21 protein-coding genes and 1 pseudogene are annotated in these 23,269 nt (G+C 55.3%); 11 read left to right on the top strand and 11 right to left on the bottom strand.

All coding sequences use genetic code 11. The annotated features are described in order from the left end of the window. A complete protein-coding gene (locus HV765_RS15700) occupies nucleotides 1–1,365 on the top strand; it encodes a hypothetical protein (RefSeq protein WP_175170280.1) in 1,365 nt (454 codons plus the stop codon). Here the strand turns inward: HV765_RS15700 and HV765_RS32200 are convergent. The 3 genes and pseudogenes from HV765_RS32200 to HV765_RS15685 form a co-directional block, all read right to left on the bottom strand. Continuing rightward, nucleotides 1,362–1,520: pseudogene (locus tag HV765_RS32200) on the bottom strand (HEPN-associated N-terminal domain-containing protein); the annotation flags it as partial. The gene HV765_RS15700 and the pseudogene HV765_RS32200 overlap by 4 nt on opposite strands. 77 nt (nucleotides 1,521–1,597) lie before the next feature. Continuing rightward, nucleotides 1,598–2,572 (bottom strand): DUF4238 domain-containing protein, encoded by a 975-nt coding sequence (locus HV765_RS15690; protein ID WP_175170279.1) that lies wholly within the window; start codon nucleotides 2,570–2,572, stop codon nucleotides 1,598–1,600. 231 nt (nucleotides 2,573–2,803) lie between these two features. Next, nucleotides 2,804–3,430, bottom strand: coding sequence for a tyrosine-type recombinase/integrase (locus HV765_RS15685; protein ID WP_175170278.1), 627 nt, complete (start codon nucleotides 3,428–3,430; stop codon nucleotides 2,804–2,806). Between the two features lie 419 nt (nucleotides 3,431–3,849). On the opposite strand from HV765_RS15685, the gene HV765_RS15680 reads away from it, so the two are divergent. Next, entirely contained in the window at nucleotides 3,850–4,896 is a 1,047-nt protein-coding gene (locus HV765_RS15680) for an XdhC family protein (RefSeq protein ID WP_175170277.1), read from the top strand. On the opposite strand, the gene paoC is transcribed toward HV765_RS15680, so the two are convergent. The 3 genes from paoC to paoA are packed head-to-tail and all read right to left on the bottom strand — an operon-like array spanning nucleotide 4,845 to nucleotide 8,638. Beyond that, nucleotides 4,845–7,055, bottom strand: a complete 2,211-nt coding sequence (paoC, locus tag HV765_RS15675; protein ID WP_175170276.1) for an aldehyde oxidoreductase molybdenum-binding subunit PaoC — start codon at nucleotides 7,053–7,055, stop codon at nucleotides 4,845–4,847. The two genes, HV765_RS15680 and paoC, sit on opposite strands and share 52 nt — an antisense overlap. A 3-nt stretch (nucleotides 7,056–7,058) precedes the next feature. Further along, nucleotides 7,059–8,009, bottom strand: coding sequence for an FAD binding domain-containing protein (locus HV765_RS15670; RefSeq protein ID WP_175170275.1), 951 nt, complete (start codon nucleotides 8,007–8,009; stop codon nucleotides 7,059–7,061). Continuing rightward, nucleotides 8,006–8,638, bottom strand: a complete 633-nt coding sequence (gene paoA / locus HV765_RS15665) for an aldehyde dehydrogenase iron-sulfur subunit PaoA (protein ID WP_175170274.1) — start codon at nucleotides 8,636–8,638, stop codon at nucleotides 8,006–8,008. Before paoA ends, HV765_RS15670 begins: the two co-directional genes overlap by 4 nt. Nucleotides 8,639–8,868: 230 nt before the next feature. On the opposite strand from paoA, the gene HV765_RS15660 reads away from it, so the two are divergent. The 8 genes from HV765_RS15660 (at nucleotide 8,869) to HV765_RS15625 (ending at nucleotide 16,297) form a co-directional block, all read left to right on the top strand. Next, entirely contained in the window at nucleotides 8,869–9,759 is an 891-nt protein-coding gene (locus tag HV765_RS15660; protein WP_254600600.1) for an AraC family transcriptional regulator, read from the top strand. A gap of 233 nt (nucleotides 9,760–9,992) precedes the next feature. After that, the gene (locus HV765_RS15655; RefSeq protein WP_175170272.1) at nucleotides 9,993–11,372 is read left to right on the top strand and encodes an HdeD family acid-resistance protein; all 1,380 of its coding nucleotides are present in this window, start codon (nucleotides 9,993–9,995) and stop codon (nucleotides 11,370–11,372) included. Then, nucleotides 11,356–11,787 carry a lysozyme inhibitor LprI family protein gene (locus HV765_RS15650; protein WP_338077803.1) on the top strand — a complete coding sequence of 144 codons (432 nt, stop codon included), beginning with the start codon at nucleotides 11,356–11,358 and terminating at the stop codon, nucleotides 11,785–11,787. The genes HV765_RS15655 and HV765_RS15650 overlap by 17 nt, the downstream gene beginning before the upstream one ends. A gap of 43 nt (nucleotides 11,788–11,830) precedes the next feature. Further along, on the top strand, nucleotides 11,831–12,823 hold the full coding sequence (locus HV765_RS15645) for an Lnb N-terminal periplasmic domain-containing protein (RefSeq protein WP_175170270.1): 993 nt from the start codon (nucleotides 11,831–11,833) through the stop codon (nucleotides 12,821–12,823). A gap of 112 nt (nucleotides 12,824–12,935) precedes the next feature. After that, nucleotides 12,936–13,286, top strand: coding sequence for a hypothetical protein (locus HV765_RS15640; RefSeq protein WP_175170269.1), 351 nt, complete (start codon nucleotides 12,936–12,938; stop codon nucleotides 13,284–13,286). Nucleotides 13,287–13,405: 119 nt separating this feature from the next. Continuing rightward, complete coding sequence (locus HV765_RS15635) at nucleotides 13,406–14,161, top strand: bestrophin-like domain (protein ID WP_175170268.1); 756 nt, start codon at nucleotides 13,406–13,408, stop codon at nucleotides 14,159–14,161. A gap of 173 nt (nucleotides 14,162–14,334) precedes the next feature. After that, nucleotides 14,335–15,435: a DUF748 domain-containing protein gene (locus tag HV765_RS15630; protein ID WP_175170267.1), complete on the top strand. Its 1,101-nt coding sequence runs from the start codon at nucleotides 14,335–14,337 to the stop codon at nucleotides 15,433–15,435. Between the two features lie 607 nt (nucleotides 15,436–16,042). Beyond that, nucleotides 16,043–16,297, top strand: coding sequence for a hypothetical protein (locus HV765_RS15625; RefSeq protein WP_175170266.1), 255 nt, complete (start codon nucleotides 16,043–16,045; stop codon nucleotides 16,295–16,297). 369 nt (nucleotides 16,298–16,666) lie between these two features. On the opposite strand, the gene HV765_RS15620 is transcribed toward HV765_RS15625, so the two are convergent. From HV765_RS15620 to HV765_RS15600, 5 genes are all read right to left on the bottom strand, one after another. Continuing rightward, nucleotides 16,667–17,779 (bottom strand): hypothetical protein, encoded by a 1,113-nt coding sequence (locus HV765_RS15620; RefSeq protein WP_175170265.1) that lies wholly within the window; start codon nucleotides 17,777–17,779, stop codon nucleotides 16,667–16,669. A gap of 331 nt (nucleotides 17,780–18,110) precedes the next feature. Further along, entirely contained in the window at nucleotides 18,111–18,884 is a 774-nt protein-coding gene (locus HV765_RS15615; protein ID WP_175170264.1) for a hypothetical protein, read from the bottom strand. A 202-nt stretch (nucleotides 18,885–19,086) separates the two neighbouring features. Further along, nucleotides 19,087–19,992 (bottom strand): bacteriophage abortive infection AbiH family protein, encoded by a 906-nt coding sequence (locus HV765_RS15610; RefSeq protein WP_175170263.1) that lies wholly within the window; start codon nucleotides 19,990–19,992, stop codon nucleotides 19,087–19,089. Nucleotides 19,993–20,122: 130 nt separating this feature from the next. Further along, nucleotides 20,123–20,803 carry a hypothetical protein gene (locus tag HV765_RS15605; protein ID WP_175170262.1) on the bottom strand — a complete coding sequence of 227 codons (681 nt, stop codon included), beginning with the start codon at nucleotides 20,801–20,803 and terminating at the stop codon, nucleotides 20,123–20,125. 124 nt (nucleotides 20,804–20,927) lie between these two features. Next, nucleotides 20,928–21,773, bottom strand: coding sequence for a hypothetical protein (locus HV765_RS15600; RefSeq protein WP_175170261.1), 846 nt, complete (start codon nucleotides 21,771–21,773; stop codon nucleotides 20,928–20,930). A 655-nt stretch (nucleotides 21,774–22,428) separates the two neighbouring features. Between HV765_RS15600 and HV765_RS32195 the strand changes: the two genes are divergently transcribed. Next, entirely contained in the window at nucleotides 22,429–22,653 is a 225-nt protein-coding gene (locus HV765_RS32195) for a membrane lipoprotein lipid attachment site-containing protein (RefSeq protein ID WP_175170260.1), read from the top strand. The last annotated feature ends 616 nt before the right edge of the window (nucleotides 22,654–23,269 follow it).

Here is a 23,269-nt window from a genome sequence, read left to right as displayed (position 1 = left end):
ATGTACCAGAACAATACCTTCGAGACAAATACGTTTGGGTTCAACCTTCCCTGCCGCCAGTTTGTAATCTCGGCCGAGAGAACGAAGGAGCGTCGGCTGCCTATGGTGGATGAGTTCATCCTAAAAACGCTTTTAGTGGTGAAGTCCATTTCAGCGGACAGGCTGGCTCGCTTCTTCGGCTTTGAAGGCCGAGACCTCGGCATCGCGATATCTGACCTCCAATCACGCAGCTTGGTCATGGTGGATGGAGATTGTTTAAGCTTGCACCCCTCAGCGAAGGAGATGTTTCGAACATCTACGGAAGACGCGCCGACCATCACTGTCGCAGAACCGTTGAACGCGGACGTTTGGTTCGATCTGGTGACAAAGCACATGGTCAGTGGTCGCGGACTGCGCAACGTCCAACACCTTATTCCGCTTCCTCTTCGTCAGCAGATTGATAATGCAGGGGCCCGTGCGGCATTCCATGACAATTTCCGGGACTACTTGCGAATCGCGCGCAATGATCAGCAGGCGGATCAGTGGAGCCTTTACTCCATCCTTGATGTGCACGCCGGCCGCTACAGCTTTGTTCAGATCGGAGGTAGCGAGCGGCTGACTTTGCAAGGCGAACCCAGACTTGAGTCACATTTGAATCTGCGCGGGGCGGATTCGAAGGCGCGAGGAAAGCAACTCACTGAGGCAATGTCCATCGAGCTACGCAAGCTGGAACACGTCAACCCAAGCCAAGCTTCCTCCAACGAATTCGCCCGAATGTTCAACCACCGTGACTGGTCACAGTGGTTAGGAGAAAAGGGGCATTTCGACTTGGCTGCCTGGTTCCAGCAGGAAATGAATCACAGTACGAGCGGCACAGTACCTCTGGTGGGATATCCCTACGTCGAACGCAACCGTCGAGCCATTGCCGAACTGCTTGAGGATGCTGCGTTGGACACCAGTGCGGATCATTGTTGGCAAACTTGGTGGCTCAGACCCGGCGGTTCGCTGTGGGGGGCAACGGAGGATGTGCCGGTGACCCTCGAAGCATTGCGCGGCGTCATCAGAGCACGGACAAAAGGGGGGACTCTCTCATCCGTGGTGATCTCCCCAGCCTCGGTGACGGACGCTTTGTCCCGGACGTTCAGCCGAGTCTTCGACATGGGGGTCCGTGCACCGACAAAAAAGGTGCCAACAGCGCTTGAGGTGGTCCTCATCGCTGAGCGCGTTGCCGTCGTTTCGGTGATGGTTGCGCTAAGCGAGTCCGTATGTGTACCAATTGGCTACGCGACCAATGACCAGGCGCAGGTTAGGCGAATCGCAGAATTGAGCGGCATTAGTGAGTTGGTTCGTGAAGGCACCCGCTTATGGCCACAACCTGGTCGCTAGCCCGATCCTTCAAAGTTGTATGAATCCCAGGTCTTCCCCAGATACCCGCCCTCGCTGGAACAATACGGCAATTCTTCCGCGGCGCGACTGAAGTTGGAATTGACGACTTCGAATATCCTGTCCAGTACTAGATCGAAAGGGGCCGTCGGAGCGTCGCGCTGTTGGCATGTTCAGCAGAGGCCCCTCTCTCGTCACCGCAAGAATCGCCAACAACGGTTGCGAGCCCCTCAGTCTAGTTACGCGTCCATTTTGGCTTAGCTACACGAGGGCCGAAAGCCAGCCTATGCATGGTTGCCATACCCTTGGCTGTAGGGATATTGACTGCTTCGTGCACTGGCGACACCCCGGCGTACTCGGCAATTAGCTCTTCCCATCCAGCTTCTTGAGTGATGACGGCTTCGTAGGCAAAGCGGCAGACCTGACTGTTAATGGCATAGACCATATCCTCGTTTGGTACCTCGCTATGCTGCAGGCCGTGGGTTCCGAAAATCTCTTTGCTCTGCGTCGAGCCGATAAGAGCGAGCTTCGGGCTGACCGGAAACACGAGGAAGATAGGCCCACCCGGCTGAAGAGTGTACGGACGTTGCTCATCGAATGGCAACGACGGGTCAAACCACAACACAGGGTTGTCACTTGTGATGAACGGAACCCCGGTGTTGTTGTGGACTGCCACCAAGCCGATCAACGAAAAGAGTTTCTCCATGCCGTGCAGCATTGACACCATGGCATGAATGGACCTGTGGGGGTCGATGGCGATCTGCACTTGGTTCGGCAAGTCCTCGAGGCACTTGGGTAGCGGCGGCATCTCGCCGATGGCCTGCATGGACCTCATCGCGTCCTTGACAGTCTGGGCGAGCATCGACTCGGCCATGTCACGACTTGCCGGCACCCGAACGCGCTGCAGAGCAATGAAATGAAAAATGTTCTCCAGCCGGTCGTTCGCATCGCTACGAGCATGCAGTTTAGCCACGGTTGCCGGCCAATGAGTCTCGATGGAGGAAAACGCGGCTTCCAGCGTGTTGTTGTCCTGGCCTCCGTCCGGGATGGGCTGAGAATAATAATATCTACGGAACTGGGTCGCGTCAGGTACCTGGTGCAACGGCTGGGTGGGCGCATCCTTGCGATACACAAGGAGCTTGCCCTGGTCGTCGCAGAAGGCCTTCAAATAGGCCTTGGGCACGTAATGGTGGCGTTTCGTCTGTTGCATGATCAGTAAGAGTGGCTTAGCAGTCTAATTATCTGAAGCTTGCATTCGGTAGAGCGGTTTGTTCCGGTAGGCAACCCCGAGTCGGGAGATGCGTGGCAGTCTATCGCACCTGAGTTACGTATTAGCTGGTGCGACTGCTAACGACTGCTTTGAGCCTGAAGCTGGCAGGCAAGAATAAATGCTGACCGGCAGCGTTTGGCCGGCAAGCGACCGCTCGCCGGCCAGGATGCATCAAACCTCTGTTTGTTCAGCCATCTCAAGGGCATCGTCAACCTCGATGCCAAGGTAGCGAACTGTGCTTTCCAGCTTCGTATGCCCGAGCAGGAGCTGTACAGCCCGAAGATTCTTCGTCCTGCGGTAGATCAGAGAGGCTTTTGTACGGCGCATAGTGTGGGTTCCATATGCGGTATCGTCTAGGCCAATCGATGCGACCCAGCGATGCACGATCCGGGCGTACTGCCGCGTCGATAGATGTGGCGACGTATGCAACCGGCTCGGAAACAGAAAATCCGCCGCCTTTAGCCCTCGCGCTTGGATCCATGCTTCAAGGCTCTCACGGGTTTGCTCCGTAATCTCGAATTGGACCGGACGCTGGGTCTTCTGTTGCATGACGGTAGCTCGCGCGGCAACGTGGCTTCCGTGACGGATGTCCTGTACCTGCAATCTCGTAAGATCGCACGCTCGAAGCTTGCTATCAATTGCGAGATTGAACATCGCGAGTTCCCGGGTGTTCGAAGCCATCTGAAGTCTCATTCGAATTGCCCAAATTTCTCGGAGCTTTAGGGGCGGCTTCTGCCCGGTCAGCTTTCCCTTGTTCCATGGCGCACGGCGGCCAACGGCGGCATTCGCGGATTCCATGACAATCTCCTTTTGAGTAAAGGGAGATTCAGTGTGCCCCTACGGAGGGTGGCCAGCCGACCCATAGCAGTCATTCGACCTTGGGCGGGCGCGACTGCTTCCTACGGTGCATTCATTCGGCTGTTGCAGTTCGCGCTGAATCGAAGGTGCATCCTTGTTGACCGAACGCCTCAAGGGTGGGGCATCAACACGATTGATAGGCGCTGCGCCGTTGATACGCCAAACCTCGAAAACCGATGCAGCTCCTAACACGGCTTGAGACGAGAATTTTGACGACCTCCTCGGCAACTATCGTTGCGGGGGGAAGCGCTACCTGTGGCTTGGACGAGCGCGAATCGGGCAACAGAATCAACGAATTAGGCAAACGGGGTACGCCCTATGCGCGGCATACTTCTGACCACAACACATAGGAATTCAAGATGGATAGCATGGATGTTGCGGTCCTGCGCAGCCTCAGGGACTGGCGTGCTGCCAACACCCCTGCATTGCTGGCCACTGTGGTAAGAACCTGGGGCTCGTCCCCCCGTCCTGTAGGCGCCATGATGGCGCTGTGTGACGACGGGCGAATCGTAGGCTCTGTTTCAGGGGGGTGCATTGAAGATGATTTGATCGCCCGTCACTCCCGTGTTCATGGCGGTGGCCCCATTGCAGACCGCCTGCCGGAGGTGGTTCGTTACGGCATTGACAGCGACGAAGCTCATCGGTTTGGTTTGCCCTGCGGCGGGACGCTGGAACTGCTGTTGGAATTTAATCCTGACCATGCTCAACTGGATGAGCTGGTCCGAAGGATGGACGACGGCCAATTGGTTCGACGCATCGTTTCGCGCAAAGACGGAGAGGTTTCGCTGGAGCACACGGACACCCCCGATGAACTGACCTTCAACGGTGAGCGAATGACCAGCATTCTGGGCCCGGGATATCGCATGCTGTTGATAGGCGCTGGTCCGCTGGCTGAATATCTAAGCACCATGGCACTATTCAACGGCTTTACTGTGTCCGTCTGCGACCCTCGCGTTGAATACATGAGTACATGGGCGGTGCCTGGGGTGCGCAAACTCACCGTGATGCCCGATGACGCAGTCACTGCGTTCATGCCAGATTTGCGTACTTGCATCATTGCACTTAGTCATGACCCGAAGCTTGATGACCTAGCGCTGTTGGAGGCTTTGCACAGTCCCGCGTTTTATATCGGCGCAATCGGCTCGCGCCGTAACAGCACCAATCGCCGTAACCGCATGATCGAGTATTTTGATGAGACTGAAGAATCCCTCTCTCGACTACGCGGCCCGGTCGGCATTCATATCGGGAGTAAAACCCCAGCCGAGATAGCAGTGAGCATCATGGCTGAGGTTATCGCAGTGAAGAATAGGGTCACCCTGCCCACCAAAATGTCCGTGTTGCAGGGCGGTGAGAATCAAGCGAATTCCGGTAGCTTGGAAATCAGCTTGTCCAAAGTGACGGGATAATCACGTACCCGTACCCCCGTGGCATTTTGCACCGCGTTGGCGATTGCTGCCGCCACGCCGCAAAGTCCCAGTTCACCTACGCCTTTGGCTTTCATGGGTGATGAGATGGGATCATTCTCTTCAAGAAAGATGACTTCCTGCTGCGGGATGTCGGCGTGCACCGGCACCTCGTAGCCCGCTAGGTCGTGATTGACGAAGAAGCCTATTCGCTTATCGACCGCCATTTCTTCCATCAAGGCGGCCCCGACTCCCATCGTCATGCCGCCGATTACTTGGCTGCGCGCCGACTTCGGATTCAGGATTCGGCCCGCAGCACATACTGCCAGCATGCGACGGATGCGAATTTCCGCTGTCGCCTCATCCACACCGACTTCCACGAAGTGTGCCGCGAACGTGGACTGTTGGTACTGCTTGTCCAAATCGCCGAACTCTATCGCATCTTCAGCCACTATCTCCGATTCAGCCGCCGCTTGCCCTAAGGTAAAGCGACGTTCACCGTCTTGAACCTCGCCATCAGAAAATTGGGCCGTGGCAGGGTCCAGACCCAGCCGCTCGGCCACAGCATGTCGAAGTTTGACGCAAGCGGCGTAAACGCCTGAGCTGGCACTATTGGCCCCCCACTGCCCACCCGAGCCAGCCGATACCGGAAAACTCGAATCGCCAAGGCGCACCATTACACGTTCCAGCGGCACACCCATCATTTCGGCTGCGGTTTGCGCAAGGATCGTATAGCTGCCGGTGCCAATGTCGGTCATGTCTGTTTCGACCGTCAAGTTCCCGGAATCGTTCAAGCGTACGCGCGCAGCTGATTTCATGACTAGATTGTTTCGCAGGCCGACAGCCACACCCATCCCCACCAGCCAGCGACCATCCCGCACCTGTCCCGGCGTAGCGTTCCGCTTGCCCCATCCAAAACGCTCAGCACCCAATCGCAGGCATTCGTTCAGATTTCGCTGCGAGAATGGCCGCTCAGGGTTCTCTGGATCGACCTGCGTGTCATTAATGATGCGGAACTCGACGGGATCCATCCCCAACGCCTGCGCTGCTTCATCCATGGCGACTTCCAGTGCCATCAAGCCGGGTGCCTCCCCGGGCGCGCGCATGGCGTTGGCCTCGGGAAGGTCGACTACCGCGAGGCGCGTAGACGTCAAGCGATTAGCACCTGCATAGAGCAAACGCGTTTGCATGGCGCCGGCTTCTGGCAAGCCGTTGGGCAAGTCACCAGACCACGTCTCATGAGCAATGGCCTTGATGCGGCCGTCCGCTGCAGTGCCAATACGAATACGTTGTATCGTCGCGGCTCGATGCACGGTGTTATTAGCGATGAAGGGGCGGATTAGCGCTACTTTTACAGGGCGTCCGGCAGCGCGTGCACCTAGTGCCGCCATCAACGCGTCCGCTCGTAGGAACAGCTTACCGCCGAAACCACCACCCACGTAGGGTGCGATCAAGCGAACATTTTCTTTTGCGATCCCTAGGGTCTTCGCGACGTCGCCCACCGTCCACGCGATCATCTGGTTCGCAGTCCATAGCGTCAACTTGCCATCGTTCCAGGCCGCGGTGGACGCATGCGGTTCCATCATGGCGTGCGTCTGGTCCGGCGTCGTGTAAATGGCATCCAGCTTCACCTCGGCATTTGCGAACGCGCCGGCAAAGTCGCCTACTGCCGTGTCGGCAGGATCGGCACCCCAAATAGGTGGCGGGACTACCGCGTCGTCGCATGCTGCCTTCATGTCGAACGCACCCACACTGCGCTCGTAATCAACGTGAATCAACATGGCGGCCGCACGGGCCTGCTCGAAGGTTTCAGCCACGACTATAGCCAGGGCCTGGTGATAATGCTGGATCTCGGGACCCGCCAATAGTCTGGCGGTGTTATAGGTCCCTTTCCCAAGCTTTCCGGCATTTAAGTACGTAACAATAGTCAGCACGCCAGGGGCACGTTCCGCAGCCTGCAAATTGAAGGACCGAATTCGACCTTTGGCTATGGCAGATCCGATCACGAAGCCGTAGGCAGCATCGGGCACTGCATCATGACGTTCGTAGGCATAGCGGGCGATACCCGTTGTCTTAAGCGGGCCGTCGATACGGTCGTGGGGCTGGCCCACAATTTTCATCTGGTCGATCGGATTTGATGTGGCGGGGGTATCGAATTTCATGGACTAGTTCCTTCCTTCAGCCAGAACGGCAGCGATCGTGCGCTCCGCCAACACCACTTTGAACGCGTTTTCATGCGTCGGTGTGGCGTCTGCGAACAAGGTGTCGGCAACAGCCTTGGCCCCTTGAGCCATCCGTTGATCTGCTTGTTCGTCACGCCATGGCTTGTGTGCAACTCCACCCAGGGCCACGCGTCCCGTACCATCGGGCTGAACGACGGCTGCCACCGAAACCAACGCAAAGGCATAGGAAGCACGGTCGCGGACTTTGCGGTAGACCTGGAGGCCTCCCACAGGTTTTGGCAGCGTCACGGCCGTGATCAATTCACCCGATTCTAGGAACGTTTCCAGGTGCGGCGTGCTTCCGGGGGCCCGATAAAGGTTGGCAATCGGAATAACTCGTGCCGATCCATCCGGCTTGATTGTCTCGACGGACGCATCCAACACTCGCAACGCCACAGCCATGTCACTGGGGTGTGTCGCGATACAGGCGTCGCTCCCTCCAATCACTGCGTGATGCCGGCTAAAGCCGCCTAACGCCGAGCAGCCGCTTCCCGGCTCGCGCTTGTTACAGGGTTGGTTTGTATCGTAGAAATAAGAGCAACGTGTGCGTTGTACTAGATTCCCGGCCGTTGTGGCCATGTTGCGGAGTTGCCCTGAAGCTCCAGCGAGCAGTGCGCGCGACAGAACGCCGTAGTCGCGCCTTATGTCGACATGCGCGGCCAGATCGGTGTTGCGTACCAACGCCCCAACGCGCAGACCGCCTTCAGATGTGGGTTCTATCTTATCGAGTGCCAGACGGTTCACATCGATAAGATGTGCGGGTTTCTCGATCTGCAACTTCATCAGGTCTAGAAGATTAGTGCCGCCAGCGATGAACATGGCACCTGGTGTGCGAGCTGCCGCGGCCGCAGCCTCGGCAGGCGTGCTCGCGCGCTCATACGTGAACGTTCTCATGCCTGGCTCCCGGCTACTTCAGTCATGGCATCAATGATGTTGGGATAAGCGCCGCAGCGGCAAATGTTGCCGCTCATGCGTTCGCGCATTTCTTCCATGGACAATAGAGGCTGCATCGTCAGCTCGCCCGTCACGTGACTCGGTACGCCCTCCCTAATCTCAGCGAGAACACTGACTGCAGAACATATCTGCCCTGGGGTGCAATATCCGCACTGGTAACCGTCATGCTTGATGAAGGCGGCCTGCATCGGATGTAACGATTCCGGTGTGCCCAAGCCTTCGATCGTGGTGACGTCCGCGCCGTCTTGCAAGATGGCTAGTGTCAGACAGGAGTTTATTCGGCGTCCGTTGACAATGACGGTACAGGCGCCACATTGGCCGTGATCACAGCCTTTCTTGGTCCCGGTCAAATGAAGATGATCGCGCAAGGCGTCCAGCAATGTGGTTCGAAGGTCCAGATCAAGCGCCTTCTTCTGGCCATTGACCTTGAGCGTGATCTTGGACGTGACAACCGCGCCGGTCACCTCAGCGGCGGCTTGCGCGCCTCGGCTGGACATCGCCGCCGTAGTTGAATCGGCCTCGTTGAGCAGATCGCGCCGCGTTACCTTGATTCCGTTCGAATGTTCCATCTTGTATTTCCTTTGGATTCTGGACGCCTGGACGACAAGCGCGAAAGCCAGCCGAACATTCGGAAAATTCTACGTTCCCGAATTGAAAGTCGATTGCCCATTTCGCGCCTATCATTGCCTGATTCAACGAACATTCTTCGATGGCGGAGTTGCTGCGGCGTACGTGGTGTTAGTATTTCCGCTCGTCTACCTAGCGGTTCGTAGAAAAATATCTTGTTGGACCCATGCCGATGGCGGATACCATGCTTACACCGTTAACTCAAGCCATTGCTCAACTGGCAAAAACTGACGGCGATTTCGTCAACGGTGTTCAAGGTCTCGCGGCGTATCGTCGCAGTGAACCAACGATCCCGATGCCCTGTATCTATACGCTTGGCATCGCAGTTATCGCACAAGGTGGAAAGCAGGTCATCCTGGGACAAGAGATATTTGAGCTCGGGTCTGGCCATACGCTGTTGACTACTGTTGACCTTCCCGTTATGGCGCATGTCTCCCGTGCGACCAAGGCTATGCCTTACCTCGGCCTAACACTTGCATTGGACGAGGGGGAAATCATCCAGCTAGCTAGTGAAATGGATTTGCCGAGCCCACCCCGGGAACTCGCCTATCGTCCAATTTCGCTTGCGCCCGTCGACGGACATGTGCTGAACGCACTGACTCGACTGCTGAGTGTGACAGCTGAGCCTGCGCTCACGTCCACCTTGGTACCCCTCATTCGGCGCGAAATTACGGCGCGCTTGCTTGCCGGTCCGCATGGCCCCTATCTGCAGCACATCGTAGCGGCAGGATCGCCAAGCCAGGCGATCGCAAGAATCATGACTTGGCTCAAGGACAACTTCCATCTCGCGCTCGGAATGGAGGAGTTGGCCGTTCAGGCCCACATGAGTCCGTCAACGTTTCGGCAGCACTTCCGCAAGATTTCGGGGATGAGCCCGCTTCAGTATCAGAAACAACTTCGTCTGCAAGAGGCTCGCAGACTCATGCTCAATCAAAGGCTTGACGCTGGCGAAGCGGGTTTACGTGTGGGCTATGAAAGCGTGTCGCAGTTCAGCCGCGAATATAGTCGCCTGTTCGGGGCGCCTCCACAGAGAGACGTAAAGCGACTACTACTGGGTGAGTGAGGGTTGAAAGCGGCATGCTGCCCCACCTTCGGACTGCAGATTCGATTCACACCGTAGGGAAAGTGCAAGCGTCCGATTTGCGCCGTGAGTCGCCGAGGGGAATAACTTCGAAGATCGCGATCATGGCGGGCGTCTCTAGTTGGTGCCCACGCATGGACTTACAGATAATTTCTTTAGATCCACAGCATGAATAAAATTACCAAAACGCACAACGCGACAACTCGGAGTCAATAATGCCAAGCCTTGTACTGCTTTTGCTTGGAGTCGAGTATCTGCGCAAGCGCGCGGCGGCCCTAGCGGCCTTAGGGTGGATTTTTATAATTAGCGGAATTCTTGTTTTCGTTGATGCATTAGACAATGCGCTGTATTTCCCGCTGGAATTCTTCGCTGCACTTTTCGTTATCGAAGGCATATCCACTTTGCTTGTCGCGCAATCGGGAGTGGGTGGGCAGAAGGTTCTGCGCTATGTCAAGGGCGTCTTTGTCCTGATTGCTGGATCCCTAATTTTCGCCGGCCATCATCACGGGCATTTCGTACTATCGATGATTTTTGGCGCGCTCTTTTTGATAGAAGGCCTGATGCAATGCATCGCGTCATATGTCGTCAGATATGAGCGTTGGCGCATAGTTTTTTTCTCAGGGATTGTTGAAATCCTGCTGGCAATTTTCTTCTTTCAGCCGTACCCGACAAATTATGTCGGCACAGTTCCGTACTGCCTTGGCCTGTTTCTCAGCTTTTCTGGACTAAAGCTATGGTCTCTCGCGCGGCGAGTGCGCAGTTTGGAGTCAAATCCAGGGCTTTCGGATAACCCTAGGCCGAGCTTCATGCCCACGACGCTTCAGGCAGACATTAGTCCGACCACTTTCGATGGGCCACCCGCGTCGTCTGAGAAAGCGTTAACTGTGCACGTGTGGACCCCGTCTGGATCCGCTAAGGATGAAACTCGCAATTACCCCATTGTGGATCGCTACATCGCGGCCGTTGATATAAACGGTGTGGTTTCTACCGGGCATGCTGCACTTGAATCACCGGAAGGCATCTATATCAGTCTTTATCCTGGCGTAGAAATCGACCGTTCGCCGGAGCAGTTCGGTGCACTGCTGCGCGCGACACCGGAAAATAATGTCCCTGGTATTTTTCAACCTGACTATTCTACCGAGTCCAAAGCGTGGTGCCCTTCGACCGTTCAGGTTCGCATACGCAACTACGATCCCGAGAAGCTGCAAGCATTTTGGGAAGAGTATCGCCAAACTGCTACCTATAATTTGACGTATCGAAATTGCTCCAGCTCCGTATCGAACGCGTTGGACGCAGCACTCGATGGGGCGATTGGTCGCTTACATGGGGCTAATGCTGGCTGGATGGTTTTGCTGCGTCTTCTGATAACACCGGAGCTTTGGGTTGCTGCGCAAATCCGGAAGCGTGCGCTCACGATGGCTTGGACCCCTGGGCTGACTCTGGATTATGCGAGGGCCCTCAGCATGTTGGCTGATCCGCGGCCATCCGGATGGTGGAAGGTGTCGCAATCTGCTCTTCGCCAAATTTCGTCGATGAAGACGGGATGGCGTAAGCAAGATCGCGAAGCTGTCAAACGTAATGAACAAACGATCTGAGGGAATCCATATGAAGTCTGCTTTCCTCGTCGCAATAGCCGGCACCTTCATGACTGGTATCGCGCATTCTTCGCCGCCGTGTGAAAACGCCACCAGCCAGGCATCGCTTAATGAGTGTGCCACTCAGAGCATGCATCGGGCAGACGCAGAGTTGAATCGGCTGTATCACGCACTCACGAAATCGCTTAAGGATGACCCGGAGGCCGAACGGAAGCTTGTTGCCGCTCAGCGAGAATGGATCAAGTTTCGGGATAGTGAGTGCAGTTTTCAGGCGCTGAAATCGGAGGGCGGTAGCGCCAACGCCATGGTGCTGAGTATGTGCCTTGAGGACCATACGCGTACGCGGATGAGAAGCTTGCGTGGATATCTTGAGTGCAAGGAAGGAGAACTCTATTGCGGCCCTCTAGATCAGTAGTCTACGTTCCGCTTGCACGCGACGTCAGAGAGTGGCAGCAGTCATGATGACCTTCCTGGCGGTGGTTCTCCTTGGCGTCAGCGCGACTTGGGGCGCAATGGCGCTTTGGTTCAAGTGCTCTGCGGCGGGAAAGCTGCGCTGGGCGCTCCCTGCCTTGTGGTTGGTGCTATCCGCGACGATGCTTGTCGGTTTTCTCCTCGGAGTTTCATCGTGCCTTTGGCTGTTCGGGGGGATGTTTGGACTGCTACTGTCGTGGTGGTTTTTCTTGGTCCGGCCGCTAAATGATCGCGCATGGATGCCCGAAGTCTCGCGTCAAACATATGGATCACATGTTGACGGTCTCGTCCGCTTGCACAATGTTCGAGATTTCAAGTGGGTGTCTTCGGACGAATTCGATCCGCATTGGGTATCCCGTGAGTATGATCTTTCGCGCCTCGCTTCTGTGGACTTGATTCTGTCTTACTGGGGGAGGCCCGCGATTGCCCATGCAATGGTGTCGTTTGGTTTTGAGGGTGGGGAGTACGCAGTTTTTTCCGTCGAAATACGACGTAAATACGGTGATAAATTCTCAGAGATTGGCGGATTCTTCAGGCAGTACGAACTATCAGTATTGGCATCTACTGAACAGGACAGTATTAAGGTCAGGACCAACGTTCGCGGGGAAGACGGCTACATATACCGGGTGGCAATGGAGCAACATGCAGCATCCGCGCTGTTCCTCGCTTATGTCGACACCGCAAATTCGTTGCTAAAGAAACCGCGCTTCTACAATACGATCACCGCGAATTGCACTACGCTTGTTTACCAGTTGGCGGACCGAATCGTCCCTGGCCTTCCTTTGGACTACCGCGTACTTTTCTCGGGATATCTGCCGGAGTATCTTTTCTCATTGGGAGCGCTTACCGGCGCCGGTTCGCCTATGGAATACCGGGCGAAAGGGCGATATACCGATCGAGCGCGCGAGTCGCGAGGTGGAGATAGTTTTTCCTACGATATCCGACGTGGAGTTCCAGGAGTCATAATTAAGGCAAGCTAATTTGACACGTATCCGCAATGCCGCGGGCAAGCACTCTTGCTTAGGTGAGATGGGGTGACTTGATTCGATTTTTCTGCCGCTTTTGGCCAACACCACAAATTCAGGAAAACTGATGAATCTACGACTGCGTCGCACGTGCATTACTCTCGCCGCCTCCGTAGCGCTCTCAATGACGCTGCTTCAAGGTTGTGCTGCGGACTCCCGCAAGGAACAGAAGTTCGTTGCAATGGAGCAAGATAAATCTTTTGTCGCATGGCGTGATCGGCTGATCTCCGACATCAAAGCTGATCCGACATATAAGCGAGTGCCACTTGACTCAGAAGCGCAAACTGACGAGTTTTTGCTGTGGCTTTATGATGCTTATCATCATCGAGTTTCCAAGCAGGAGTTTTCGTCTTGGATGAATGGTCAGTACCCCGGCCACCAGCACGAAGTCGCATTCATTACAGCAAAAATTCCGTGAGGTCTCGGGGGACCTGCGGACTTGAAACGTAGGCCCCGGTCAGTTTAATCCTGTGGGATTGCGAAAATGCCTGCGCTGCGCATGGTCAGGTTTGATTAATCGCTCACGAGTGTGTTCGGATGGAAGTATTCTGGATCGGCGTAGCTATATTCTTCAGTACGTTGGCGGCTGCGCTGTCGATGATGTATCTATATCCGGTGCTCGCACCCCATCATCGGAATGACGAAACCAACAATATTATTCGGCTCGTAGCAAACGTATTTGTGGTCATGACCTCGCTAGTCTTTGGCTTGATGATTAACTCGGCAAAGAACACCTTCGCGTCTATAGACAGCGATGTACATGCCTACGCTACCGGTTTGATCATTTTTGAGCGAACACTTCGGACGTACGGCCCGCCTGCGGAAGTTGCGAAAGCGCACTTGGTTACCTATGTGGAGCAGGCGGTCGCGAATCCTTATTGGGACGATAGAGGAAGACTTCATCTTAAGTCCGAGGTTAGTGAGCATCTCGATAAGGTGGGTATCGCGTTAAATGTGATCAAGCCTGATGACCGGCTTCATGAGGCGATGTTGGGAGAAATTAGGCAGCAGTACCATGCGCTGGTCGCCCAACGTTGGAAGATCCTCGAGCAATCAGACGGCGCAATTCCCGGGCCTTTGATTGGAATGCTGGCTGCTTGGATGACGCTTATATTTGCGACGTTCGGTTATCGCGCACCAAAAAATAGAGTGGTGGTGGGAATGCTTGTTGTCGCATCTTTTCTAATCGCTTCGTCCGTATATCTTGTGCTCGACATGGATATACCCTTCCACGGCCCTATACAGGTTTCCGACGCTCCTATACGTCGGGCGCTCGCACAAATATCTCCTTGAATAAAAATCTGTCGCAGCAATATTGCACGCCGACCTTTTTGCAATCTGTCGTGCCACCCGACGTACCATTGTGCTCCGGCCAGTGAGCGCCCGGACCCGAGCATATCTCCGTACACGCCGATCTTGAGCCTCAAACGGAAGTGCCTAAACGCAAGCCCAACGGAGATCAACAGATGAGAGGCTTACCCTCTCCACGAGCTCGCCATGTTATTGCTGCCGTGCTCCTTTCGCTGTTGGGCTTTGGGGGGCTGGCGATCACCATAGCGGTGCATGAAATCAAAGATTCGGTAAGGCTGCTGGTTGGTCAAGATGGCTCGGTGCGCGACGTAAGCGTGAGCTGGAATCGCGTGTTGCTGAATGATGTCTTGATCAAGCCCGCACGGGGTGCGCCCGAGAAACATGCATTCAAAGCGGAATCGATCGACATCCGGCCGAGTTGGCTGGCACTTTTTCAACGTCGCGTTGAACTATCTGAAGTAACTGTCTCGCGCTTTGACTTGGTTGTATGGAGAGAGTCGAAGGGCGATCTCATACTGCTGCCGTTGGGGGCTGACGCTCAGGACTCAAGCTCATCACGAACTTTCATGCCAACGCAAATCCGCATTGATCGTCTTGCATTTGTCGACGGAACGATCCAGTTCTATGACAGTCAAGTTAGTCACCATCCCCATCACATCCCTTTGACGGGCGTTCAGGTTGAGATAGGTCCACTGACTTATTCTAAAAATGTACACGCGAGCAAGCGACCGCATGCTCGGTTCAATGCAACGGGAAATTTCCCAGGATCTCCCGGGGGGAAATGGATTCAGAAGGGGTGGCTTGGCTTAGACACCCTCGATGTCGATATGCAGCTTCAACTTCTAGACGTACCCATTCACTATTTTTCGCCTTACCTGCAAAGAGGTTCCCAGTTGAGCTTTGATGGGGGCCGTATTGAGCTAGTCTTACACGCTGGCGCGGTAAAGCGTCAAATTGATGGTCATGGCCGACTGACGCTAAGTCATCTAAAGCTGGCGGACGACGGGTTGCTGTCTATCGCCCAACGAGCAGCCTTGTTAGCGTTGGAGGATCGTAACGGCAAGGCTGCATTCGATTTCAGGCTTAAGGGGCCGCTAGAGGCTCCGGCGCTTGAGGTTGACGAGGATATGTCTATGCGGATTGCTGGCGGACTTGCGGGGACACTCGGCCTTAATATTGAAGGAATCGCAAGCGGTGTAGGGCGAACTGTCGAGGATGTTGCGTCTGTTATATCGCAAGGGAGTGGCCTTCGTTAGCGCTACGGGGATGTGGGATCTCCGTCGTGGCCTCGACGTCTATGGGCGTGTCCATATCATTGTCTCCTAGCTTTGCCTCGCGTCAGCGCCCAGTGGCCGGACTCTTGCCCGATGCCTTTGCAGCCTTTGGCTTACAAGTGTGGATTCAATCGATCTTTGCCGCGGATTGGCGAAATCGTCGTGCTGGGAGAGAGACGTAACTGAGAGTCTTCCTCGTACGCTTGTTCAGAGCCCCGGCACTTCCTTTCGCTTGGCCTGCGAAGGCAGTTCGGTGCTCAACGTTGAGGACAACACCCCCCAGTTTCCGCCGCACAAGCTGTTTCACAGTCGCTGCTTCTTTCTTCGAGCTTGGGCTGGTGGCGGCGGGCTGCCGTCCGGAATTGGCCGACTGTAGCCGGCTGTCGGGCCATCGAGAAGTGCCCGAAGTAGCCGGGCGCTAAATCCAAAAGAGGGCTTTCGAGTAAAGTCGTTTTTCCCGCCAGCATCAGCGAACTGCCATGCCTAAGACATCGCCCCGAACCATCTTCCTCGTGACGTTTACCAACGCAGTGAGCACGTGACGGGCCGTCCGGATGCCCCGAGCCGCCGACGGCCATGCATACAGTCGATGGTGGCCCTCGCCGTCGCGGCCTTGATCGGCTGGGGTTGCTTTGTGGGAGCGACCGAAGTGGTGGAAAGCCTGCACACCGGGTTGCTCAACAACCACAAGGGACCTGACATCCTTGCCGCCGAGCAGCCCCTCCTTTACTGGGCCCTGATCGGCTTCTACACGGCGGCAACCCTGACCGCCGCCGGCTTGGCGCTTTTGGTGCTGGCCATTGCAATGCGCGGTCTGATTGGTGCAAGAGGCTCTGATCGATGAATGACCGTCATCAATTGGAAACGCTTCCGCTGAAGTGTGCAATTGTGAGATGGTCAATCACGCGGACGCGATTGGCTAAATTCTCCCGCTTGGCTGACTGACAGCTCCTGGCCGATGGCAGTCGTTCGTTAGCCGCGTCTAGCTCATAGCAATTGTAGTGTCGCCCAGGCGGACTAGGATGTGGGACCTCGCGATGTGATGGGTCCAATCATCACCCAAGATCAATGAACTTTCTGGGAAAGAATGCCATGCTCAATGAACCAGCGAGTCCAAAGTGGATGAACCAAATTTCCCCAACTCATTGAGTTGAATGGAATCAAGTTTTCACCTTTAATGAACTTCGACATCACTGAAGTTGCGCCCAGACAATCAGCCCGAACCAAGGGCTTGTGATGCCAGTTTGATGTGCGCTAAATAGCTATCCCGATTCGGCTCGGCCTCGACAAGCGCCCTAAATTCGTCCGTGAAGTACATCACGCCCATCGGCGTGCCGTACCGACGAGAGGCTCGAGCTTGTTCGTCGTGACGGCTCCAGGTGCTGATCACATGCCTCATGTAGCTCGAGAAATTCGGATGAGCAAGCAGGCCTTTGCAGAAGTCACTATGGGGTGAGCTGTCCAGCTTTTCGTACCGCGTCAACCAACTCATAAGGGCCATCAAGCCCGCATCGGAAAAGCGCTTCGCAAGCTTTGCTCGGTCCTCGGTAATCTGCAGCGGTTGAGCGAGCAATGCAAGTTTCTCCGTGAAGACCTGAACCCAGAGATCCATTCTGAGCACTGGATAAGGATGTGTGCCTAGCGGCTCAGAATCCAGCTGTGCCGGCTGATCACCATTAAATAAGAGCATGATGCAGCTCACCATCGCACATTGGAGGTAAGCCTGGTGTATAGCGTCGTCTCCTGAAAGGGCAGAGAGATGCCGCATCATCCAATCCTGGGCCTCAAAATCAGCGGCAAACTCGGTGGCATGGGAGATCGCCGCAGCGTCTCCCACCTTTCGACGAGCTTTCGCTTCCTCAAAATCATCGATGAGGCCGTTAGTTGGATCGTCGCCGTAAAGCGCGCGAATGGAACCGTGCCCTTGGTTCAGATGGCCAATCTCATGATAGAAGACAAACATCAGACCGACCATGAACATGAGATCGGCTGTTTCAAAAATACCGATATGCTGAGGCGGTGCAATCGTGCCGTGCACGTGATCTTCGCCGTTCGGAGCTCTCGAAAATCTTGCGAACTCGAGAGCCTCAGCGTACAGATAATCAAGCAGTCCATAGCTCAGAGAAACTACATGTTGTTCGACTATTTCCAGTGACGGTTCCACACTCGCGGTCGCCTCGACGTCCATCGTGCTCAGCCATCTGATGCTTAGCTCAATATCCGACGCGGCATACCAGCGCGCGTCCAATTCTTCTTTCATAGCGTTCGTAAATTCGACCGCTTTTTCGATAAGCTCGGGCAGTTCCATAGCCTTAATTTCAGACATGTTGAGTTTGTACCAAAGTCGCATCCCTAGCTGCTACCGCTCGCGCCAAGACTTGATCCCAATGCGCTCCCTGTGACGAATTATCTATTCCAAGGCAGCTGGCCGAGGTGGCTGAAATTCAAGAATGGCGGCTCCTCCTCGACCGTCAGGCGGAGCGATTCCCGTTGAACCAAGATGAGCTTCCCCCCGTGTGTGCGTCCGCGCTGACCACCTTTCGATCCTCTTGAATTCTCGGTTGGGTGCTCGAAGATACCTTGAACAGATGATCGCGCAGATGGCGCGCGTCACCAGCTAATGACCGCATTGCGCTGACCACGAGCGCATGTTCAAGTCACATCAGCTCAAACGGAGAGAGGACGCCGCAGAGCCTGCCTTGTCTTTCTTCGACCAGCCATAGTCGGGCTTCTTTGTTTGCATCGTTCTCCAGCAGATTATCGACCTCAGCGTCCGGCCCAACCACTGTTGCGTCTATGAGCTGGAGCTCTGCCGCCGCGCTCTCAATTTTTAGCGACATCGCCTGCGTCCAAACCTTTTTGGTTCGCGGGATGCGCAGGTATCGAGCAAGCCCATACTCGGTCACCAGCTTCCAACTTTGGATGTAGACGGGAAGGTAGGAGAACGAGTGCGTGAGCATCAATTGCCGAGCATAGGCAACGGGCTGCCACGGTTCTAAAACAACGGGCGACTTCACCATGAAGTCTTTGACCTTTGTTTGCGGGATGTGTTGATTTTTCATCAGTGCCTCCTCCATTCCTATGCAAAGCTCGATGGCTGCGGCGGTCGCATGCCGCGCGAAAACGCCAGAGTGCATCACGTCATTTCTCGCCTTCTTTACTGTGCCGAATAGTGCAGAGAAGGTGGAGAACCGACCAGGGTTGGTGCTAGACAATTGCGACAGAACGACCGACGACTGAGCCAAGTTTGAAAGCGCTATCTCGTATTGACCAAGGTTTTCCTTGCTTCCGTGAAGACGCATTCCGAGCGCCTCGACTGCGAAGCAGATCGCTTCAAAGCCTTCCGCGTCTGCGAGCGCTGCATAGCGACTGGCGCGCAGCTCGTCGCGATGAAACATTCGTTCATGCCATTCCAGTGGTGGGATATTCATGCAAGAGTTTGCCTTTGGCATTTAGACATTAATCAGCCGCTAGTGTCGCAGAACTCTGCTGTACCAACAGAACACAATGTTGAGGCCCTGCGAATGCAGTTGGTGTATTGTCAAACGAAGGCGCGCTGCTCATCTTTGTTTCCGCGTTGATGCTCGTGATTGCCTTCGATGAACCTCGACGGCCGGCGCTGAATTAGGGCTTCTATGGTGAGGTTGGCCAAGGGCCGGTCGAAACTTGTCGAGCATCCAAGCCAAACTCGGCGAGGCGCGCAACCTTGCTTTGGTGTTCGCTCTCGGACCGGCACGCCACCCACCAATGCGCGTTCGCGATGCTCGGTGTTTTCAACAGGGCCTTGAAGTATGGGTAGTCGACATCTGATAAGGAGTGCCCCAGCACTCGGACGACCTCGATCTTGTCCAGCCCCTCAAAAAAGGCATGATGCTCGCGGATCAGTTCGTCAGATGGCTTGAACATCTCTGAGAAATAGCCGTCCAAGATATCGTTTGCTTCCATCAGGCGTGTGTCCATGTCTTCAATATCGGGAACGTCATTGAGGGAGCTTCGCTCTGCTGGGTTCCAAGCATGTCCAAGCACCAAATCCTTGTCCAGATCCTTGGCCTGACCGTGGATGTGAAGGACATGAGCATTTGGCACGCCGTACAGGTCTTCGAGCGTGGCGGTGTAGTTAAACGTCAGGAAAGCCGCATCTAAATCGATGCCCTGTAAGCGCTTGGTAGCTGTGGCGGGCGTTGGAACGGGAAGGGTTCGTACCCACTGACCGAAGACGGCCCGAAGTTGGATTGAAAGACGTTCGACTAGCTGCTGTACCTCGTACTGAAAGTCGCCGTGGCCTGCATCAGTCCAGTCCTCATCACCGTATGACGGCATGAACTGGCCAAGATCATCGATGATGTTGACTACGTCGACTCCAGCCAACGCTGACTCTAGCTCGTTCCACTCTTCACCAGCGGGAAGATATTCCTCGACCGATTGGAACAGAAGCCGATCGCGCAACTTGGCATAGGTCTTGAAGCTACCATAGCTCGATGGAATGCCGTGCCATAGGTCGAACCCATTGCCGATGATGAAAAGCTGTGTTGGCTTCATTACTAGTCCCTCAGTTTTGATGGAGCTTGCATGTACTAGGTCACTCCAATTCGGCCGCCGCCGTCTAGCATTTGACCTGCTTTGAGATCACCATTTGAACTCGCGGTGGTGGGGTGACACCGCCGCAGGGTTAGGGACCATCCATCCCAGATGATCTCTGAAGGTTGTTGCGATGCTCGTCGAGTAACTCGTATACCAACGCCAAGGATGGCAGGGTGATGCTCATGGCATCACCGTCTTCATCGTACGTTCGTCCTGCAAGCTCGACTTCGGACGAATCGCCCGCAGTGACCGTCGTCACTAGCCAGCGGACGTACTCCTCGAAGTCAGATCGATGTATAGCGAACGTCGGAGGAGGCGGCATATGGAAGAACCCGTCAGAAAATTTTCTTAGCTTGAAGGGTTCGGCCGTGGTTGAGTCCGGCGGTGGCAATGGGCATGTTGCGCCGAGCATTGCTGTCGTGCAGATCTGTTTGCGATAAACGTCGAGTTCTAGCTTGGTCGATTTTGAGTTTCTCCATGCGATGAAGTGGCAGGCATCATGTAGCGCTAACATCCCAGGGTTGGCAGCGAGGCCACTGCAGAGCCGGCTAACGCGTTCTGCCTTCCTTCTCTCAGTGCCAAGCTCCTTCTCAGAGTTTTTGCCTTCCACTAGCACGAAGTAGTCGTAGTTTGTGAAGATCAAGTCGGCGAGAACTTTGTAATCCTGGCCATCCAAGTCGAATCGTTCGAAGTCGGCTCCTCGCTGGTTCGCCTGGTCGCGTAAGTGGTCGCCGAAATGCTGGAGATATGATTTTTCGTGATTTGCCACTTTTGCTCCTGTGTCGATGGGCTTGCTAGACGCCGCCCGCCTCATTGTTTTTGGGTAATAGAATTCTTGCCGCCCGCTACGACCACCTTGGAGAAACGTCGGCGGTGGGGTAAGAGGCTGCGTCTCACTCCTCGAAGCGAGTCATCTCCATGTCTGTCGTGGGCCAACGGTCGCCTTGGCGAGGAGTCACGGACAACCGCGCTTGGACGTGCAGCAGGAAGGCGATCGCCGTCTGCACGCTCCACTCAGCGACGGCGTGCCCGATCACACGGTCTGGAAAATAGGAGTTGTGCTCGCCGGTCATCGGATTGTGATTGGGCTGGTCATGGTCAACCAAATATTGCTGCAACTCCTTTTCGAGATTAGACAGCGCGCTTCGCTCGCCTTGCACTCCCGCGGTGTGAGCGGCCAACTTGTAGTGTGCGAGGGCGTTGCGCAACTCCATCAGCGTTTGCATTGCCATGACCGGCTTCGCGCTTGTGTCGAGTGCCGGCAGGCTTAAAGCGGTCAGAACTCGGTCGTACTTGCGGAACGCAGATTCGCGTTCGAAGTCGGCATACTTCTTCCGAGAGCTACCGTGCTCGCTGCTGAGCTGTGGTGGGCTCCAAACAAGAGCCAACTTCTCGGCCTGATCGCCGCTCAACCCAAACAAGTTGCCTGCTCCTGCTGCCTCACAATCTGCAAATAGTTCGTTCACGAACGCTTCGAGGCCCAGCGCGCTCATGACGATCGCGGAGCTGGCGTAGGCATGGTGTTCGGTGCGCTGAAGAACTCCAATTCTTTCCACAATCTCCACTTCATCGACGAGGCTTGGGGCGCTCTCAGGCAGTCGCAAGGCGACGACTTCGATCGCGTAGGCCTTTCTCGCTAGCAGCGCGGCACTAGTCAGATAGGACGTGGAGAGGTAGGTCCGCACAGTAAGGCACGACGACTCGTCGTACGGATATGCAAAGGCAATTACGGTGGTCAAAGATTATTCCCAGAGATAGTCAAAGAGCCTCGATGGAGTAATGCGACGTCGAGTTTGACCGCCGCTCGACAGCGACGTCGTTTAGCAAATCTGTCACAGACGCTCCTGTTCTGCCTCATTCGGCGTGTGACCGCAGGCGATGCGACCACAGGCGACTCCCTATGAGGCTCCATGGGAGGCCTGAACGAGCACATCAAAAGCGTGGTGTTGTCGAACTTTGAGTGACATTGGTGTTCTTTGCTCTGCGCGGCTGGTCAACGCCTGACTCTGTAACTCAGTTTACAACCCGTAGCGTTCAGTTAACTGGGTTGGCATGCTCGACGCGCCGATCAAGCTCGTGTCGCGTGCCGCTCTGAGTCGATATTTCGAACTGCGCCACCGATATCGTGCCTCGTGCCTCAGATGTAAGTATGAAGTAACCATACAATTCATCATTGAAATTCAGTTGATGACTAGGTGATTGCGTGCGTTGCTCGACTGACTCGCCCCACATCAGGCGACTGTCTTCGGTGGTCAGCCGTGACACCCCGGTCCGCGCCACTCGCGCAAAAGCACCCGTCACCAAAGAACAGACCAATTTTCCCGGTCGGAACGCATGAGAGCCGGCTCGACGCCAGCGTGCAGGCCACCGGTCACGTAAACCTCGGAACTTCCAATGAAACGGATCATTTGCGGCATCGTGGCTGCCGCACTCTTGGCGAGCTGCGCGACCCCGCCTCGCACCATAGGACCGTCAACAGAGCTGGTCTCACGGGCACCACGAACTGATCGCATTCCCTCGGCGCCGGAGAGTCAGAATCGCGGAGGGCCGCAGGGCGCCCCCACTTTGCTGTCGAATTTCATTCAACTTGAGATTTGGTTCACTCAAGTTGGCGGCTGACAAATGTGTCGATGCCCAGTCCACGTGGGTTTAAACCCGATTTGGCCTGCAAGGTTCAAAATTCAGCGAGCAAAGGGCTGTAGAGCGGTGCTCGGCTCAGGGTTGTTATTTGGTTCATTCAACTTGGTTTTTTGTCCGAAAAGTTCATTCAACTTGGATTTCGCACCGAAAAGTTCATTCAAGTTGGGGGTAGGAGATCGGTGCCTGCGGCCGATGTCGAATTTCATTCAACTTGAGACCTTGGCCGTAACTTGCGCGGACAGTACCTCGAGCCGACCGACCGCATCCGACCCATTGCTGCCCTTCGCACGTATATACCCGAATTCGGGTTCGAAAACTGTCGTCCCAGATTTGCTAGTGAGCCAGGGCGCCAACGCAAGGAACGGTTGTGAGCCGGGAACAACCAAGGTCTGGGTTTCGGAACGCTTTTTTCGAACAGGTTTCCGAGCGGCCTTGGGCTGGCAGTTTAAAGCGTGAAAGGCGGCCAGGTGGCGCGATATGGACCGTTTGGTCGCCTGTCGCCGTACCCAATTTGGCGTATGGATCATCCCTCTACCCGTAAGTAGAGTGATAAGCGTCGCCGCGCGGGTCCGCCACCGGTACAAGGCGCCTCTTC

Origin of the sequence: Achromobacter kerstersii (assembly GCF_902859595.1) — a bacterium.
GTDB lineage: Bacteria > Pseudomonadota > Gammaproteobacteria > Burkholderiales > Burkholderiaceae_B > Achromobacter > Achromobacter kerstersii.
Note: the sequence above shows the minus strand (reverse complement) of the source record. Positions and strands in the feature narration are given on the sequence as shown.

What these genes read in the sequence shown, in the direction of transcription:
- paoC (WP_175170276.1), bottom strand. Translation starts at nt 7,055, where the DNA reads ATGAAATTCGATACCCCCGCCACATCAAATCCGATCGACCAGATGAAA.
- HV765_RS32195 (WP_175170260.1), top strand. Translation starts at nt 22,429, where the DNA reads ATGAAACGGATCATTTGCGGCATCGTGGCTGCCGCACTCTTGGCGAGC.
- HV765_RS15700 (WP_175170280.1), top strand. Translation starts at nt 1, where the DNA reads ATGTACCAGAACAATACCTTCGAGACAAATACGTTTGGGTTCAACCTT.
- HV765_RS15685 (WP_175170278.1), bottom strand. Translation starts at nt 3,430, where the DNA reads ATGGAATCCGCGAATGCCGCCGTTGGCCGCCGTGCGCCATGGAACAAG.
- HV765_RS15650 (WP_338077803.1), top strand. Translation starts at nt 11,356, where the DNA reads ATGAACAAACGATCTGAGGGAATCCATATGAAGTCTGCTTTCCTCGTC.
- HV765_RS15680 (WP_175170277.1), top strand. Translation starts at nt 3,850, where the DNA reads ATGGATAGCATGGATGTTGCGGTCCTGCGCAGCCTCAGGGACTGGCGT.
- HV765_RS15660 (WP_254600600.1), top strand. Translation starts at nt 8,869, where the DNA reads ATGGCGGATACCATGCTTACACCGTTAACTCAAGCCATTGCTCAACTG.
- HV765_RS15640 (WP_175170269.1), top strand. Translation starts at nt 12,936, where the DNA reads ATGAATCTACGACTGCGTCGCACGTGCATTACTCTCGCCGCCTCCGTA.
- HV765_RS15625 (WP_175170266.1), top strand. Translation starts at nt 16,043, where the DNA reads ATGGTGGCCCTCGCCGTCGCGGCCTTGATCGGCTGGGGTTGCTTTGTG.
- HV765_RS15655 (WP_175170272.1), top strand. Translation starts at nt 9,993, where the DNA reads ATGCCAAGCCTTGTACTGCTTTTGCTTGGAGTCGAGTATCTGCGCAAG.
- paoA (WP_175170274.1), bottom strand. Translation starts at nt 8,638, where the DNA reads ATGGAACATTCGAACGGAATCAAGGTAACGCGGCGCGATCTGCTCAAC.
- HV765_RS15635 (WP_175170268.1), top strand. Translation starts at nt 13,406, where the DNA reads ATGGAAGTATTCTGGATCGGCGTAGCTATATTCTTCAGTACGTTGGCG.
- HV765_RS15610 (WP_175170263.1), bottom strand. Translation starts at nt 19,992, where the DNA reads ATGAAGCCAACACAGCTTTTCATCATCGGCAATGGGTTCGACCTATGG.
- HV765_RS15630 (WP_175170267.1), top strand. Translation starts at nt 14,335, where the DNA reads ATGAGAGGCTTACCCTCTCCACGAGCTCGCCATGTTATTGCTGCCGTG.
- HV765_RS15615 (WP_175170264.1), bottom strand. Translation starts at nt 18,884, where the DNA reads ATGAATATCCCACCACTGGAATGGCATGAACGAATGTTTCATCGCGAC.
- HV765_RS15670 (WP_175170275.1), bottom strand. Translation starts at nt 8,009, where the DNA reads ATGAGAACGTTCACGTATGAGCGCGCGAGCACGCCTGCCGAGGCTGCG.
- HV765_RS15690 (WP_175170279.1), bottom strand. Translation starts at nt 2,572, where the DNA reads ATGCAACAGACGAAACGCCACCATTACGTGCCCAAGGCCTATTTGAAG.
- HV765_RS15620 (WP_175170265.1), bottom strand. Translation starts at nt 17,779, where the DNA reads ATGTCTGAAATTAAGGCTATGGAACTGCCCGAGCTTATCGAAAAAGCG.
- HV765_RS15645 (WP_175170270.1), top strand. Translation starts at nt 11,831, where the DNA reads ATGATGACCTTCCTGGCGGTGGTTCTCCTTGGCGTCAGCGCGACTTGG.